Genomic DNA, 16,743 nt, shown 5'->3' on the forward strand with positions numbered 1-16,743 from the left:
CCGGCTGGGCCCACCCTGCCGGGCGCGTTGTCAGTGGCCACCCCTACTGTTCCCGACATGCCGCAGCTCAGGGGGGCTCCAACCCCTCCTGTCCAGGCTGCGCGCATCCTGATCGGACAGGCGGAGGGGTACGGGCTGATGGCATGGCTGGCAGCGGGCGAAGGGTATGAAATCGCCCTGGTGGAGGGGCGGGTGGCGGCGCGGCCGACGGCCGGGCGCTCGGCGGGACGGCAGTTGAAGACCCTGCCCAAGGCGCTGCGGGAGCACCCCGAGGTGGAGCGGCTGCGGCAGTTCTCCGAATGGCTCGACCGGCACGCGGCCGCGTGCCTGGCGCAGGTGGACACCTGGATGGTGTCCTCGCTGCCCGTGCCGACCGCTCTGATCGCCCGGGTCTGGCCGGACGAGGCCTGGCGCAGCGCCCTGCGCGACCTCGTGGTGATCGGCGAGGACCCGGACGAGCCGGGCTTCCTGCGCGACGTCACCGACTCCGGTGAACTGCGCGTGGTCGACCTCGACGGCGAGACCGTACGGCTGGCCCCGCGCACGGTGACCCTGCCGCACCCGGTGCTGCTGCCGGACCTGGACGACGTACGGGACTTCGCGGCCGAACTCGGCATCGAGCAGCGGATCGAGCAGATCCACCGCGCCACCTGGCAGCGCACCGGTGTCCCCGCGGCGGGTGGCCCCGGGGCGACCGGCTCCGGCGCCCAGCGGGGCGACGGCTTCGAGGTCCAGGACTTCGCGGGCGGGGTGTTCCCGAGCCGCTTCAGCCTCACCGCCCGGGCGACCGCCCTCGGCTACCGGGTCTCCGGGGGCTACGCGACCTGCGCCGTCCGCGACGCGGGCCGCGCCACCTCCGCCGCCGTGTGGGTCGGCGAACCGTACTGGGAGTCCGAGCAGAGCACCGGCGCACTGACCTGGAGCGACGCGGACGGCCAGGGCGTGCGCCTGGCCCAGGTCGGGCCGGTGGCCTGGTCCGAGGGGATGCGGATGGCCGCCGCGCTGTACGCGGGGCGCCGGATCGACGAGGGCGGGAACGCGTGAGCACCACGGTCGGGACGACGAGCGGGCGGGAACACCAGGACATGAGCGGGGGCGACGTGCAGGACATCGACACCAGCGGCACCAGCGGCACCAGCGACACCATCGACGCTGACGTGCAGGGCATCGACATCGACATCGACAGCGATGGCCCGGGTACGGGCACGGACGGCGCCCCGAGCGCCGGCGCCGAGGGGGGAGGGGCCGTCGGGGAGGCCGAACCGCTGCTGAGAGCGGGCGCGGTGCTGCCCTGCGGCACCCCCGGCGCCGGGCCCGGCGCGGTCGACCTGACCGCGCGCACCTACCGTCACCCCGCCCTCGGCGGCGACCGGGTCGTGGTGCGGCTCGCCGCCGCCGAACTCGGCGCGGCCGAGGACCTCGCCGCCGGATTCCTCGGACTGGTCCCCGACGGCGAACCGGCCGTGGTCGGCATCGGCCGCCGCCAGGCCCTCGGCTTCCCCGCCTGGGTGCTCGTCCACCACCCCGAGGACGGCCACCACGCCCTCGCCGTCGTCCCCGAACTGGACCGGCTGGCCCGCCAGGCGACGAACCGGCCCAAGGCGACCCTCGACGGGTGCCTCGCCCTGGCCGGCCGACTGGCCGCGTCCGTCCCGCACTTCCTGCCCGTCTTCTACGAACAGGCCGCCCGGATCTTCCTCGCGGTCGACAACACCACCTACGCCTCCCAGCTGTTCGGCCGGGCCCGCACCAGCGAGGCCCAGCACGGCCTCACCGTCGACGAGGACCGTCTCGACGCCGTCTTCCTCGAATTCGCCCTGGCCGGCGCCCTCCCCGTGAAGGTCCTCACCGGCTACGGCCGTGAACTGGCCGCCCGGGTGAGCCCAGTCGAGGCGTACGAACGCTTCCGCCGCCTGTGCCTGCGGCGCACCGCCGGCGGACTGGCCCCCTCCGCACAGGCCGCCACCGAACTGCGCCGTCTCGCCAAGGCCGCAGGACACACCGGGACCGAAGCCGAACAGGACCACCTCGCCGAACTCCTGCCCCTGCCGGCCACCCTGCGCGCCGCCCACGGCTGGTGGAAGGCGCACCGCGGCGCACTCGTCGCGCTCGCCCGCCGGGTCCCGGCCGTGCGCGGAGCGCTGCTCGGCCTGACCCCGCCGGTCACCTCCGACCAGGGCGCCGCCTTCACCACCCTCTGGCTGGAGATCCTGGAGGAATCCGGCGCCACCGCCGGCCTGTGCTCCGCGGACCTGCCCGCCGAGGAGCGCGCCCCCGACGGCGCCGCGGGCTGGCTGGAGCGCTTCCACGCGGCCCGGCACGGCGGCTGGGGATCCCGCCCCACCGCGCCGTTGCTGCTCGACCTCGTCACCCGCGCCGCCGACCGACTGCGCGCCGAACTCGCGCACCCGGACCGGGCGGGGGGCCTCGCCCTCGGCGTGCAGGACGCGGACCTGCTCGACCTGCTGCTCTCGCTCGACCTCCCGGTCGCCGACCCGGACCCGCGCCACGACGCCAACGCCCAACTGGGCCTGCGCGACTGGGCCCAGCACGAGCAGCGGCGCGACCTCCTCGCGCTCGCCGCCGACCAGCGGTTCCGGCCCGCCTTCGAGCGCGCCGTCAACGCGCTCGGCGAGGGCGCCCCCGGCCCGCAGGTCATCCGCAGCCTCGCCGCGGCCCCCGGCGGCCGGACCATGCTGGCCGAGTGGATGCGCGGCGTCGCCGGGCAGTCCTCCTCCGCCGGCCTGCCCGGTCTGCCCGCGGCCACCGCGCGGCTGGGCTGGCTGCCCGCCGAGGCCCTGGAGCTGGCTCCGGCCGAGGTCGCCGCCGCCGTGGCCGCCGACCTCGGCGAGACCCTCGCCCGTACCCTGCGCGGCGGACTCTTCGAGGAACTGCACTGGCCCGCCTGGGAGGAGGCCCTCGCCGCCCTGTCCGCCGGCGGGAGCCAGGACGGCTTGACCGTCGTCGACGCCTGGCCCCACCTGATCGTGGCGAGCACCGCCCAGGTCCGTGTCATCGACGCCGAGTCCACCGTCCTCGTCCACGACCTGCGCGCACCGAAGGGCGGTCACCGCCGGTACGGCTTCCACTACGTCGACGGCGAACTCCTGGTGCTCTGGGGCACGTACGGCGGCGCCACCGAGGGCTACTGGCACCGCACCCCCGACCGGGTCTTCACCGTCGCCTTCGACAAGGACGGGAACGACCGCGGCTACTGGAACATGCGCTCCGAACACGTCTCGCTGCCCCTGTCCGGCGGCGGCCGCGTTCTCGGCGGCGGAGTCCTGCACCCGGGCGACACCCGGCTGCCCACCGAACGCCCGGTCCTCCACGACGGCTCCTCCTACTGGGTGTGGCAGCACACCGAGGGCGCGCAGGGCGAGGACCACGGCGGCTGGTGCGAATACGACCCCGCGAGCGGCGCCCACGGACGGCGTTCCCTGCCCGCGTTCTTCACCGACGCCCTGCGCGACCGGAGCGCCGACGGCGTCCCCGCGGGCCCCTGCAGCGGGAACTGCTCCTGCCAGGGCAACTGGCTGCGCCCGGCGCCCACCGTCGTGGGCTCCGTCCTCGGCGCCCCCGCGGACGGCCTGCTCGGCTGGTGCGCCGTCCGCACCCCCGGCCAGGGCTGGAGCGCGCGCGACACGGCCGGCCGCCACGTCACGGCCCCCGAGGAGCGGGAGATGCCGGTCGCCGCCCTCGTCTTCCCCGGCGACGACCGCCCCCGCGTCCTCACCCACCACTGGCGCCAGCTCAGCCTCACCGACCCCGACGGCGTCGTCACCGTCGAATCCCGCGGCGGATACCACACGTCCCTCTCCACCGGCAGCGTCGAACTGCCGCCCCTCGCCCACTGGTACGCCCTGCGCCCGCGCGACCCCGAGTCCTCGGCCGCGCTGCGCACCGCCGACCGCGAAGGCATCGGAGCGCTCCTGAAGGCGGCCGCCGCGGCCGGCCGCAACGCCGACCTGCCCGCCCTGGTCGCGGTGGCCCTGCCCACCGTCACCGAGCCGAAGATGATCGGCGGCGTCGTCGAGGCCCTCACCCTCGCCCTCGCCCAGCAGGACGTCCTGGACCGCGCCGCCGCCCGGCTCGAACCCGCCGCCACCGACCGCACCTGCGCCCCCGGCCCCACCGACGAGCTGTTCCACGAGGCGCTCGGCGGGCTCCTGGGATCCGGCTACTACCGCTGGAACGGCGAACAGGACCTGCTCCACCAGTACCTGCACGCGCTCGCGGCGGCCCGCGCCGACACCACCGCCCCGGCCGTACCCGGCCGGGTCCACCTCGACCTGTCCGCGCCGGCCCACTCCGGCCTGCCCTGGAGCGGACTCCTGGACCGGCCCGCCGCCCTCGCGCTGCGCGCCGTCGCACCGGGCACCACCGCACCCCAGCGCGAGGCGCTGCTCGCCCTGCTCGCCGCGGTCGAGGACCTGGGCCTCGCCACGGCCGAAGGATCCGCAGGCCACTGGCGCCGGGTCGTGGTCCACCTCGCGGCGGACCGGATCCGCGGCGCCGGCGCCGGCCCGCGACGCCACTTCCAGGACCGCACCGTCCTGCCGCTGGGCGGCGGAGCCGTCCTGGCCCTCACCGGCGCCGACCGCGCCGTCCCCGACGGCCACGAGTTCGACGCCCTCCTGCACGACCCGACCGGCGGCTTCGCCGTGCCCGCGCCCTACACCCTGCGCACCGCGGCCCCCCTCGCCGGACGCGACCGCGACCGGGACCGCGACCCCGACTGGGCCACACGGCTGCGCAGCGAAGCCGAAGCCCGTGGCGCGGCGCCCTGGTTCCCCGAGGCCGCCGGTGAATTCGCCCGGCTCACCGGCGTACCGGCCGCCCTCGCCAAGCTGGTCGTCGCCGGACTGCCCCGCATCGACGCCTACGAGAACAACTTCCTGCCCACCCCACTGCGCACCCTGCTCGACGTCAAGGTCGCCGAAGCCGCCGTCGCCCGCACCGAACTGCGCGGCCTCGCCCCCGAGCTGCGCCGCGCCCTGACCGGTGCGCTGCTGCCCCGCGACCCCGCCGCGCTGTGGACCACCGGCCCGGACGCGGCCGCGGCCGCCGAGGTGTGGAACCGGCGCGTGGGCCGTCGTACGCCCGTCCCCGAGCAACTGCTCGCCGACGCGGTCCGGGAGGTGCGCGCCGGATGGGCGGTGCACCACGCACTGCCCGCGCTCCTCGACCCCTCGAGCGCACCGGAACTCTCCACCGACGTGCCCTGGACCATCAACGGGAACCAGCCCGAACCCCGCGAGCAGGCCGCCCGCCCCTTCACCACGGCCGTCCTGACCGGGTCCCTGGCCCTCGCCGCGTGGCTCGCCCACCGACTCCCCGCGGGCGACCCCGTCCGGGCCGCGCTGCCGCCCGCCCTCACCGCCCTGCGCCAACGGCTCGCCGCCCCCGAACTGCTGCTGTCCGTCGGGTACTGCGGGCGCGAGGAGTTCCGCGCCGCGGCCGGTACGCCGACCGAGACCGCCGAGGACCACGAACGCTACGGCGCGGTCGTGCTGCCCACCGTCCACACCCAGGCCGCGGCCGCGCTGCGCCCCGCCCTCCTCGACTCGGCCGGCACCGACCCCTACCTGCCGCTGCTGCGCGGCGTCCAGCAGCAGCCCACCCGGGTGGAGACCGCCCTACGGGTGGTGCAGGCCCCGCACTTCGCCGCGCTGCTCGCCGACCCGGGAGCCCCGGCGGCGGGCTCCGCCGCGGCGGACGGCACCTGGTGGCCGCAGGACCCGAGCCGCTCGGTGCCGGACCTGGTCGCCGAGGCATCCACCGCCCTCGGGCTGGGCGCCGACGCGAGCGCCCTCTACCTCGCACTGCTCGCCATGCCCGACCCCACCGACCGCAACACCGCCCGCTGGACCGGGTGGAAGCCCGCCCGACTGAAGGCCGCCCGGGCCGAACTGGCCGCGACCGAGCTCGTGGTGAGCGCCACCCGGGCCCGCGCCGGGCGCACCCTCTTCCTCCCCGGCGGCTGGACCGAGCCCGCCGCCCCGGCCCTGCCGCTGGAGGAGTGGAAGCTCCCGCTGTACGAGCCGCTCGTCGACGGGCAGCCGGGCCTGGGCGCCCTGGTCCCCTCCGAACCGGCCGCCGACCTCTACCGGCGCGCCTGGCAGCGGGTGCGCGCGGGCGACGCGCCGCGCTTCGACACCCTCAAGGTCAAGCGCACCCGCCGCCGTTGACCACCGACCCCTTTCGCGAAAGAAGCACGATGACCGTCACCGCTGCCCCCACCGCCGCCGAACCCGCTGATGGCGGCGCCCGCCGGAGCCTCCCGGCCGAGGAGCGCCACGCCGCCGAACTCGCCTTCCTCGCCGCCCAGGACACCGGCCCCCGCCCGCCCGGCTGGCTCCTGACCCCGCGCGCCGTCGTCACCTTCGTCTGCGGCAGCGACGGGGCCGCACTCGCCCTGCCCGGGCGCCGGACCGGCCTGCCCGCCAAGCTGGTCATCGCCCCGAAGTTCGTCGGGGAACGGGCCCTCGTCGAACGCTGCGTGGTCACCCTGGCCGGCGAGCGCGGCCTGCTCCTCACCGGCGAGCCCGGAACCGCCAAGTCGATGCTCTCGGAACTGCTGGCCGCCGCGGTCAGCGGCACCAGCGCGCTCACCGTGCAGGGCACCGCGGGCACCACCGAGGACGCCTTCCGGTACGGCTGGAACTACGCCCTCCTGCTGGCCCAGGGCCCCACCCCGCAGGCCCTGGTCGACTCCCCGGTGCTCGCCGCCATGCGGACCGGACGGGTCGTCCGGGTCGAGGAGATCACCCGCTGCCTGCCCGAGGTGCAGGACGCGTTGGTCTCGCTGCTCTCCGACCGTCGCATCAGCGTGCCGGAACTCACCGCCACCGAGGACGCGCAGGTCGCCGCCGCGCCCGGCTTCACCGTCATCGCCACCGCCAACCTGCGCGACCGGGGCGTCTCGGAGATGTCCGCGGCCCTCAAGCGCCGCTTCAACTTCGAGACGGTCGAGCCGATCGCCGACGCCGACGCCGAGGCCGCCCTGATCCGCCGCCAGGCGGTGGCCGCCGTCCAGCGGGCGGGCGCGGCCTTCGAGGTCGACGACGCGGTGCTCGACGCCCTGGTCACCGTCTTCCGCGACCTGCGGTGCGGACGCTCCGCCGAAGGCTGGGACGTGGAACGCCCGGGAACGGTCATGTCCACCGCCGAAGCCGTCCAGGTGGCCGCGTCCCTCGGGGTGGCCGCCGCCTACCTGCCCGGTGGGGACGTGCTGGACCTGCTGCCCGGTCACCTCCTGGGCGTCGTCCGCAAGGACGACCCCGCCGATCACGGGCGCCTGTTGGGGTACTGGGACGGCCCGGTCCGCCGCCGGGCCGAGGACGGCTCGGCGATGTGGCGCCGCCTGTGGGACCTGCGGGGTTCGCTGCGATGACGATCCCCGAGCCCCGGGATCCCGGGGACCCCCGCGGGCGGGTGGCGGCGCTGGCCGCGTGCCGGGAGCCGTACCTGCTGGGCGTGCGCCACCACAGCCCCGCCCTGGCCGCCGTCGTGCCCGCCCTGCTGGACGCCTCCGGCGCGGACGTGGTCTGCGTGGAGCTGCCCGCCGACTTCCAGCCGTGGCTGGAGCACCTGGCCGACCCGGAGACCGTGGCCCCCGTCGCCCTGGCGGCCGCGGGCGCCGACGGCCGACTGGCCTTCTACCCCTTCGCGGACTTCTCCCCGGAACTGGCCGCGATCCGCTGGGCCCGAACCCGAGACATCGACCTCATCTGCTGCGACCTCCCCCTCGGACCGGCCCCCGCCACAACCGATCCGGCCCCCGCGCCCCCCGTTCCCGCCGCGCTACCGGCTGGTCCCCCCGTTCCCGCCGAGCTGCCGGCGGGGGCCCGTGTTCCCGCCGCGCTGCCGGCAGGGGCCCCCGATTCAGCCCCGCTGGCGTTTGAGGCGCCCCCGGAGGGTGCCGATCCGGCCCTGCTGATCTCCGAAGCTCCGTCGGCGCCGGCCCCGGAGGCCGCGACTCCTGCCGCACTGCCCGCTGTGGCCCCCGTTCCCACCGCGCTGCCGGCAGGGGCCCCCGATTCAGCCCCGCCGGCGTTTGAGGCGCCCCCGGAGGGGACGACGGACGGGTCGGACGTCCCCCGGCCCGGCTACGCCGACGGCCTGGCGACCGGGGCCCCGGCCACCGGCACCGGCACCGGCCGCGCAGGGGACGACCTCTGGGACCGCTCCGTGGAGGTGCTCGCCCCCGGCTGCACCCCCGAGGCGATCCGCCGCGCCGCCCTCGGCGTGGGCTGGGCCCTACGGGAGGACACCCGCTCCGTCGCGGCCACGGACCTGACCCGCGAGGCCCACATGCGGCAGGTGATCACGACCCTCACCGCCGGAGGCCGCCGCGTGGCCGCCGTGATCGGCGCCTTCCACGCCCCGGCCCTCCTGCCCGGCACGACCGCCCCGACCGCCCCGGCGGCCACCCCGGACACGGGATCCGCCACACCGCGCACCGGTGACGGCCCCGACGCCCCCGACGGCGTCGTGACCTCGCTCGTGCCGTACTCCTTCGACCTGCTCGACTCGCGCTCCGGCTACCCCGCAGGGATCCGGGACCCGCTGTGGCAGCAGGCCGTGCTGGCCGCGGCGGGCGACCCCGCCCGGCTGCGCGCGGCGGCCTCCACCGCGGTGACCGGCGTCTGCCGCGAGCTGCGCCGGGCCGGGCACACCGCCGGCACCGGTGAGGCCGCGGAGACCCTGCGCGTCGCCTGCGACCTGGCCCGGCTGCGCGGGCTGCCCGCCCCCGGCCGCGGCGAGCTGCTGGAGGCCGTCACGAGCGTCCTGGGCCAGGGCGAACCGCTCGGCCGGGGCCGGGCGCTGGCCCGGGCCCTGGAGGTCGTGCTCGTCGGCGCCGCCCGCGGCCGGATCGCCCCGCACACCCCCCGGTCCGGCCTCGGCCCCAGCGTCGAGGCCGAACTGGCCGCGCTGCGCCTGCCGTCCCCCGAGGACCCGGCGCCCCGCGAGGTCCGCCTCGACCCGCTGCGCTCCGCGCTGGACGCCCGCCGCGAGGTGCTGCTGCAACGGCTGCTGGTGTGCGGGGCGGCGTACGGCGAGCCGCTCGCCGTCGCCGCGACCGGCGACGGGTCGGCCCTCGGCACCAAGTGGCGGCTCTCCTGGACGCCTTCGGTCCCGGCGCGCCTCGACCTCGCGGGCGTGCGCGGGGTCACGGCCGAGCAGGCCGCCGCCGGCACCTTGCGCGACACCGCCCGGCGCGCCGTCGCCGAAGGCGGACCGACGAGCGCCCAGGTCCTCACCGGCCTGTCCGCCGCGGCCCGTTGTGACCTGCCCGCCCTCGTCGCGGCCCGACTGGAGCAGGCCGCGCAGGTGCTGCCCTCGGCTGCCACCCTCCCCGAACTCCTCAGCGCTCTCGACCTGTTGGAAGCTCTGCGGCGCGGGCACTTCCCCGGGGTCCGGCCCGACACGACCGAGCTCGCCGCCGCCTTGCTGGACGCCTGCGTCCGCGCGCTGCCCGGACTCGCCGGCAGTGAGGACCCGGCCGACGCGGCCGCCCTGGTGGCCCTCGCGGACCGGGCCGCCGCCCAGCAGCTGGGGCTACGGCTGGAGGGCGCCCTCGCGGCCCTGACCGGTACGGGTCGCAGCCCCGCGGTCTCCCCGCTGATGCAGGGCGCGGCCTTCGCCGTACGGGTCCTGCTCGATCTGGACCGCGCCGCCGACCTCGGTGCCCGCGCCGCCGGATGGATCGACGGCGCCACCGCCGCCGAGGGCCGCCGCACGCTGACCCGCCGGCTGGCGGGCCTGTTCACCGCCGCGGGGCCGCTCCTCGACGCCTGCGCGGATGCGCTCGCCCCGGTCCTGGACCGCGTCGACCACCTCACCGACCAGGAGTTCCTGGACCGGCTCCCGGCCCTGCGCGGCGGGTTCGACACCCTCGCCCCGGCTGCCCGGGACCGGCTCCTGGACACCGTCGCGGAGCGGCTCGGTGACCGGATCGACCTCTCCCTGGACGCACCGCCCGCCCTCCTGTCCCTCTGGGCGGCGGCGGATGCCGCAGGGCTCGCGGCCCTGCGGTCCCTCCCGCTCCCCCCGGCCTCCGTGCTCCCGCCCGGGCCCGCGGCCCCGGTCGCCGAAGCGCCCGTAGCACCGCTCCCGCCGGCCGGGCCCGGGGCGGCGGACCCGCGGCGGATCGCCCCGGACGACCGGTGGCGGCTGCTCCTGGGACGCCACCGGGACCGGCTCTCCGCCGGCGCCCGCCGCTACGCGCACGCCCTGGACGAGCTGTACGGCGCCGGGCGGGGCGAGGGCGCGGGCGACCTCGACGGCGGCGGGTCCGGGGCCGGCGGCGGCCGGGAGGCGTCCTTCCCCACGGCCCGCGAGTGGGCCGAGGAACTGGAAGACCTGTTCGGGGCCGACGTACGGGAAGAAGTGCTCGCCGAGGCCGCCGGAGCGGGCCGCACCGACGTACTGACCCAGCTCGACCCCGCCTCCGTACGCCCCTCCGTGGAGCTGCTCGCCTCGGTGCTCTCCCTCGCCGGGGGACTGCCCGAGCGGCAACTCGCCCGGCTGCGCCCCCTGGTCAAGCGACTGGTCGACGAACTGCGCCGGGAGCTGGCCACCCGGCTGCGCCCCGCCCTCTCGGGGCTGTCCACCCCGCGCCCCACCCGCCGCCCCGGCGGTGTGCTCGACCTGCCCCGGACCCTGCGGGCCAACCTCGCGCACACCCGCCGGACGGACGACGGGCGCGTGGTCGTCGTGCCGCGGCGACCGGTGTTCAGCACCCGGGTCGGCCGCGAGGCCGACTGGCGGCTGATCCTCGTCGTCGACGTCTCCGGCTCGATGGAGGCCTCGGTCGTGTGGTCCGCGCTGACCGCCGCGGTCCTGGCGGGGGTCCCCACCCTCTCGACCCACTTCCTGGCCTTCTCCACGGAAGTGGTCGACCTCACGGGCCGGGTCGAGGACCCCCTGTCCCTGCTGCTCGAAGTACGGGTCGGCGGGGGTACGCACATCGCGGCAGGGCTGGCGCACGCACGGTCCCTGATCACGGTGCCGAGCCGGACGCTGGTCGTCGTGGTCAGCGACTTCGAGGAGGGCCACGCGCTCGGCGGGCTGCTCGGCGAGGTCCGCGCACTGGCCGACTCGGGGGCCCGACTGCTGGGCTGCGCGGCCCTCGACGACACCGGTGCGCCCCGCTACAGCGTCCCGGTCGCGCAGCAACTCGTCGCCGCCGGAATGCCGGTGGCCGCCCTCAGCCCCCTCGCCCTGGCCCGCTGGGTCGGCGACCGCCTCCGTGGAGAGCGCGCGTGATTCCCGTAACCGAAACCGTGCCCGCAACCGCAACCGCAACCGTGCCCGCGAACGTACCCGCGACCGCGCTTCCTCCGGTGGCTCCGGAGCTGTTGGCCGAGGCCGTCGGCGGACTCTCCGCGCGGTTGCGCAAGAAGCTCGACGCCACCATCGAGGCCTGCGCGGCGGGCGATCCGCCGGCCGTCGTGGCGGCCGACGGGGAGGTCACCCACCGCTTCGGCGAGGACGCCCTGGTCACCCTGCGCCCCGGCCCCTCGGGTGCGATCACCACCCCCGACCAGGCCGTATGCAGCTGCCTCCTGAGCCCCCGCTGCCTCCACCGCACCGCCGTCCTCGCGGTGTCCCCGATCGCGGAGCCACCGGGGACCGACCCTACGGCCGACCTGGTGATCGACCCGGAGCCCGAGCCGGAGCCCGCCCGCGGCCGGGCGACCACCGCCCCCGCCGAGCCGGAACCGGGGAGCGGGACCGCGACCGACGGCGCGCCACCGTCCCTGTCCCCCTCCCCGTCCCCGGAGCAGGTGGCCGCCGCCGCGGCCCTGTGGGAGGCGGCCGCCGCCGCGCTGGCGGCGGGAGTGCCCGCGGGCGGCGCCGTCGTACAGGCCGAGCTGCTGCGGGCCGCGCACACCGCGCGCCTGGCGGGCCTGCCGCACGCCGAGGCGGCCGCCCTCCGGGTGGTCCGCGGGCTGCGCGCCGCCCGCGACCGCAGCGCCGCCCAGCGGCTGACCGAGCTGACGGAGGCCTTCCGCGAGCTGTTGCACACCGCCGCGCTCCCGTCCGCCGGCGGCTCCCGGCGCGCCTACCGGTCCGGCGGCAGCCTGCGCGTGTACGGCCTCTGCCGGGAGCCGGTGCTCTCGGCCACCGGACACGCGGGAGTGGTCACGCACCTCGTCGACGCCGATGGCGACCGGTTCACCCTCGCCGACGTCCGCCCCGGCGGGATCGGCCGGGCCCGGGGCGCCGCGAGCGCCTCCGTGTCCCTCGGCGGCGCCGTCCTCGACCACGCCGGCCTGGCCCGGGGCGCACTGCACGTGGTCGGGGCGACCGTGTCCGCCGACGGCCGCCTCGGGTCGGGCCGGGGCGTACGGGCGACGCCGCTGCGCGGGATCGACTGGAGCGAGGGACCGGCCGCCGCGCTCTTCGCCCGCCCGGCGGCCGAAGCCGTGGCGCGGGCCCTGGCCGACCCGGCCGCCGACCCGGGCCTGCTCGGGTGCGACGTGCTGGTGGTGGCCGCGGCCGGCGACCGGTTGCTGGTCCGCGAGCTGTCGTCGGACGGCGCGGTACGTCCCGACGCGCCGCTGATCGCCCTGGTCCCCGCCCACCCGCATCCGGACCTGGCGCACACCGCGAACCTCCGCCGCCTGGCCGACCGCCCCGGGCTGGCGCTGCGCGTGCTCGGCCGCCCCGACCCGGACCGGAGCGCGACCCTGCGCCCGCTGGCCGTCGGGCCGGTGCCGGGGTCGGCGTACACCCTGCGGCTGCCGCCGCAGTGGCTGGGCCGGGCCGACCTCGGCTACGACCTGCTCCAGGGGTCCCACCTCCCGGCCGGGGCCGACGCACCCGAGGCGGCCGACGTACGGGACCGGGAGCCGGTACCGGACGCGCTGGGCGGGTCACCGCTGTGGCGGGTGCGGCGGCTGTTGGAATCCGGGGTCGCGGGGGGCCGTCGGGCGGTGGCGGAGGCGGCCCGCGGCGAGTTCGCGCCGAACGGCGGCCGGGGGCCGCTGCGTCGGGCCGGCTTCGCGGGGGCCGCGGAGTTGGCCGCCGCGCTGGCCGCCGAGGCCGACCGGCGGCCCCGGGACGTCTTCGGTCGTCTCGTCGATCCCGCCGCCGACCGCTACGCGTGGGCCTGGCTGGCCGCGGCCACCCATCTGCACGCCGCGCGGCGGTCGTTGGTGGCCGCGTCCTGGTCCGCTCAGTAGGCGCCGTTCACGTTGTCGATCGAGCCGTAGCGGTCGGCGGCGTAGTTGCAGGCGGCGGTGATGTTCGCTACCGGGTCGTAGGAGTCGGTCGCGGTGCCGGGCACGTGGTACGCCCGGAAGGTGGGGTCGATGACCTGGAGGAGGCCCTTCGAGGGGATGCCCGCCGCGGCGTTGGAGTCCCAGTTGTTGATGGCGAGGGGATTGCCCGAGGACTCGCGCAGGACGTTGCGGCGAATTCCGTCGTAGGTGCCCGGAATTCCGTGCTGGGCCATGACGTCCAGCGACTGCCGGATCCAGCCGTCGAGGTTGTTGGCGTACAGGGTCGTGGCCCGCACGGAACGGTCGGCCCGCGCGGGGGCGGCCCCCGCATCGCGCCCGGCCGCCACGGCCGCCACGGCCGCCGCCGCCGAACCCGCCTTCGCCGCGCCGCCGATCGTCAGCTCGGTCCCCGGCCGGATCACCGACGGGTCGTTGCCGATCGCCGCCCGGTTGTCCGCGTAGAGCTTCTTCCAGCCGCCGCTCACGGAATGCGATTGGGCGATCGTGGAAAGGGTGTCGCCCGCGACCACGGAATAGGTGGTGGACGCCGCGGCCCGCACGGAGAGCGCGGGAGCGGTGGCGGCCACGGATGCCGCGACGGCGGGGGCCGCGGCCGTGGCGGCGGCCGGCTGTGCGGCATCGGCGCCGGAGGCGCTGATCAGGGGGAGGGCGAGTGCCATGCCGCCGGTACCCGCGACGGCGAGGAGGCGGGCGAGGGGGCTGGTCTTGGGACGGCGGTGCTTGCCCGATGCGGACATGGCGAATTCCTCTCCGTCGCCTGCGAGGTGAGCTGTCGGGTTCGGACGGGAGCTGTCCGGCCGCACCGTGACGCGGCTCGCCCGCGGACATGCCCGAGGCATGACGAGGACGTGCGTGTCAGCGGTGCGACTTCACCCCGAGCCGGGCCGGACCATGTGTCCGGACCAGCGGCCTACCTGGTTCCCCCGCTCCTGCCGTACGTGAGTGGGATGGGTTCGCGGGTAGCGGCAGGATTCGGCGTTCCACCCGGATTGCGGTGACCGTAGAGGAGAGAAGAGGAGTGGAACAAGGGCTTGAATTCCGCGCAGTGATCGGTATATCGGAAGCGGCCGGGAAATTGATCTCACCCGGCCGGGTCGGGAATTGCCGTATTTCATTGCGGCGCCCGGAATCCATCCTTCCGCTACCCCCGCGGGGGCGGCCGTGAAGGCCGCTCCCGCGTGACTGACGTCACCGGCGAGCGGCCCGTACGGCATTCAAGGGCAAATCGCCCATTAGTGCTTCTTGGGGATTTCTTGCGGGGCCGCGCGCCCGCCTACGCGGTGCGGTCCGCCAGCTCCTCCACTTCCTCCACCTCCGTCAGTTCCTCCACTTCCGCCAGCTCCTCCAGCCTGCGCAGCGTCTCCCGTACCGAGGCGGCGCCGGCGGGCAGCAGCGGCAGCCGCACGTCGGGGGTCGGAATGCGCCCCTGCGCGTGCAGCACCCCCTTCAGCACCACCGGATTCGGCTCGGCGAACACGGCCGCCGACAGCCGGGCCAGCGCGTGCCCCAGCGCCCGTGCGCCGGACACGTCGCCCGTCCGCCAGGCCCGCACGAGCGCGGCGAACCGCTCCGTGGCCAGATGCGCCGAGGCCAGGATCGCGCCGCCCGCCCCGAGGGCGAGCAGGGGCGAGGCGAAGGCGTCGTCGCCCGCCAGGACCGTGAACCCGTCCGGCAGATCGCCCAGCAGCTCCACCGTGTCCTGGTCGATGCCGCCCGCCGCGTACTTGACCCCCGCGACCCCGGGCAGCGCCCCGAGGGCCCGCAGCGCCCCGGCGTCCAGCGGCTGACCGGTCCGGTAGGGGATGTGGTAGACGACCAGCGGTACGGGAGCGACCTCCGCGAGCCGCTCGAAGTGCGCCAGCACCCCCGCCGCCGAGGGCCGCACGAAGGACGGCACGGTCACCAGCGCGGCCCGCACCTCGGGCCACCGCCGCAGCCCCGCCAGGGCGACCTCGCTCGCCCGCGTGCTGCTGCCCCCCGCGCCGACGCTCAGGAACGCCCCGCGCTCGCGGCAGACCCGTGCGCACACCTCGGTCACCGCGTCCCGTTCCGCCGCGTCGAGGGAGGCGGTCTCGCCGGTCGTGCCGAGGGCGGCGATGCCGGTGGCGTCCGCCGCGAGCACCTCGTGGGCGAGCGACTCCAGGGCGTCCAGGGCGACCGCGCCGGACGCGTCGAAGGGGGTGATGAGCGGGACGTGCAGCCCCTCCAGCCCGTGGAGGCCGGGGAGCGGGGGAGAGATGGGGGGCGGGGGAGGAGCGGGGAGGGCGGGGAGCGTGGAGGTGTCGCTCCGGGACATGTCCTGTGTGGTGTTCTGCGCCATGGGTCGAGGGTGGCCCCCTTCCGAGCCCCGGGTCCAGTTCGCATTTCCGTCCTGACCCGTAAGCTGAGCCGATGCTCGATGTACGCCGCCTGCGCCTGCTGCGCGAACTCGCCCGCCGCGGCACCATCGCCGCCGTCGCCGAGGCGCTGGCCTTCAGCCCCTCCGCCGTCTCCCAACAGCTCTCCGTCCTCGAACGCGAGGCGGGCCTGCCGCTCCTGGAGCGCACCGGCCGCCGGGTCCGACTCACCCCCGCCGGCCAGCACCTGGTCGGGCACGCGGAAGCGGTGCTGGAGCGCCTGGAACGGGCCGAGGCGGACCTCGCCGAGGCCCGCGACGGGCTGGCGGGAGCCCTGCGGGTCGGCGCCTTCCCGTCCGCGACCCGGGCCATCGTCCCCGCCGCCCTCGTCACCCTCGCCCGGCGCCATCCGGCCCTGGAGGCGATGGTGTCCGAAACCGACCCCGCCGCCGTCGCGCACGCCCTGCGGGCCGGTGACCTGGACGTGGCGCTGGTCCACGAGTACGACTTCGTGCCCGCGCCCGTGGAACCGGGCCTGGAGACCGAGCCGCTGTGCCGGGAGGCGATGTACCTCGCGGAGCCGACCCCGCCGCCCGGCTCCGCGGCCCCGGACCTCGCCCTCGGTCAGGGCGTCGCGCTGCGCGCCCACCGCGACGCGCCCTGGATCACCGCGACCCCGGGAACCCTCTGCCACGCCATGACCGTGCGCGCCTGCCAGGCCGCCGGTTTCAGTCCGCGGGAGCGCCACCGCGTGGACGAGTTCGCGACCGTGCTCGCCCTGGTCGCGGCGGGGCAGGGGGTGGCCGTCGTACCGCAGCTCGGCGTGGCCGGATCCGCCGCGCCGGTGGGGGAGGCGGGTGAGGCGGGGGAAGCGGGTGGGCCGAGCGTGCCCGGGGTGCGCCTCACCCGGCTGCCGATGGAGCGGCGCACGAAGATCGCCTTCCGCAGCGGGGCCGCGGCGCACCCGGCCGTGGCCGCCTTCGCCGCCGCGCTGCGCGAGGCCGTACCGCCGGAGCTCGCGCCGTCGTCACCGCCGAAGCCCACGCCCTCGCCGCGGCCGGAAACGTGACACAACTCCCGCACCGGGCCACCCGCGCATGCCCCGCCGTGTACGTTCGCGGTACGGCACGGATCACACGAGAACGGGGTAC

Annotated in this window: 8 protein-coding genes and 1 riboswitch; of the genes, 6 read left to right on the plus strand and 2 right to left on the minus strand. The window is 76.9% G+C overall.

Going from position 1 to position 16,743, the window contains the following annotated elements:
• Nucleotides 1-138 precede the first annotated feature (138 nt).
• Genes ACIBEA_RS01865 through ACIBEA_RS01885 form a run of 5 tightly spaced genes read left to right on the plus strand, consistent with a single transcriptional unit; the run spans nt 139 to nt 13,196 of the window.
• Nucleotides 139-1,044, plus strand: a complete 906-nt coding sequence (locus ACIBEA_RS01865; protein WP_399256833.1) for a DUF4132 domain-containing protein — start codon at nt 139-141, stop codon at nt 1,042-1,044.
• Nucleotides 1,041-6,191: a DNA-binding protein gene (locus tag ACIBEA_RS01870; protein ID WP_399256835.1), complete on the plus strand. Its 5,151-nt coding sequence runs from the start codon at nt 1,041-1,043 to the stop codon at nt 6,189-6,191. Before ACIBEA_RS01865 ends, ACIBEA_RS01870 begins: the two co-directional genes overlap by 4 nt.
• Before the next feature lie 29 nt (nt 6,192-6,220).
• A complete protein-coding gene (locus tag ACIBEA_RS01875) occupies nt 6,221-7,396 on the plus strand; it encodes an AAA family ATPase (protein ID WP_399256837.1) in 1,176 nt (391 codons plus the stop codon).
• The gene (locus ACIBEA_RS01880) at nt 7,393-11,274 is read left to right on the plus strand and encodes a DUF5682 family protein (protein WP_399256839.1); all 3,882 of its coding nucleotides are present in this window, start codon (nt 7,393-7,395) and stop codon (nt 11,272-11,274) included. Before ACIBEA_RS01875 ends, ACIBEA_RS01880 begins: the two co-directional genes overlap by 4 nt.
• A 41-nt stretch (nt 11,275-11,315) precedes the next feature.
• Nucleotides 11,316-13,196 (plus strand): hypothetical protein, encoded by a 1,881-nt coding sequence (locus ACIBEA_RS01885; RefSeq protein WP_399256841.1) that lies wholly within the window; start codon nt 11,316-11,318, stop codon nt 13,194-13,196.
• Here ACIBEA_RS01885 and ACIBEA_RS01890 read toward each other — a convergent pair.
• Together ACIBEA_RS01890 and ACIBEA_RS01895 are read right to left on the minus strand one after the other, a co-directional pair.
• A complete protein-coding gene (locus tag ACIBEA_RS01890; protein WP_399256842.1) occupies nt 13,190-13,993 on the minus strand; it encodes a transglycosylase SLT domain-containing protein in 804 nt (267 codons plus the stop codon). The genes ACIBEA_RS01885 and ACIBEA_RS01890 overlap by 7 nt on opposite strands.
• A 4-nt stretch (nt 13,994-13,997) precedes the next feature.
• Nucleotides 13,998-14,244, minus strand: a riboswitch (cyclic di-AMP (ydaO/yuaA leader).
• 285 nt (nt 14,245-14,529) lie between these two features.
• Nucleotides 14,530-15,576: a dihydrodipicolinate synthase family protein gene (locus ACIBEA_RS01895; RefSeq protein WP_399256844.1), complete on the minus strand. Its 1,047-nt coding sequence runs from the start codon at nt 15,574-15,576 to the stop codon at nt 14,530-14,532.
• A gap of 71 nt (nt 15,577-15,647) precedes the next feature.
• On the opposite strand from ACIBEA_RS01895, the gene ACIBEA_RS01900 reads away from it, so the two are divergent.
• Entirely contained in the window at nt 15,648-16,661 is a 1,014-nt protein-coding gene (locus ACIBEA_RS01900) for a LysR substrate-binding domain-containing protein (RefSeq protein ID WP_399256846.1), read from the plus strand.
• Nucleotides 16,662-16,743: the final 82 nt, after the last annotated feature.

The sequence above is a fragment of the Streptomyces sp. NPDC051555 genome (assembly GCF_044454405.1).
GTDB lineage: Bacteria > Actinomycetota > Actinomycetes > Streptomycetales > Streptomycetaceae > Streptomyces.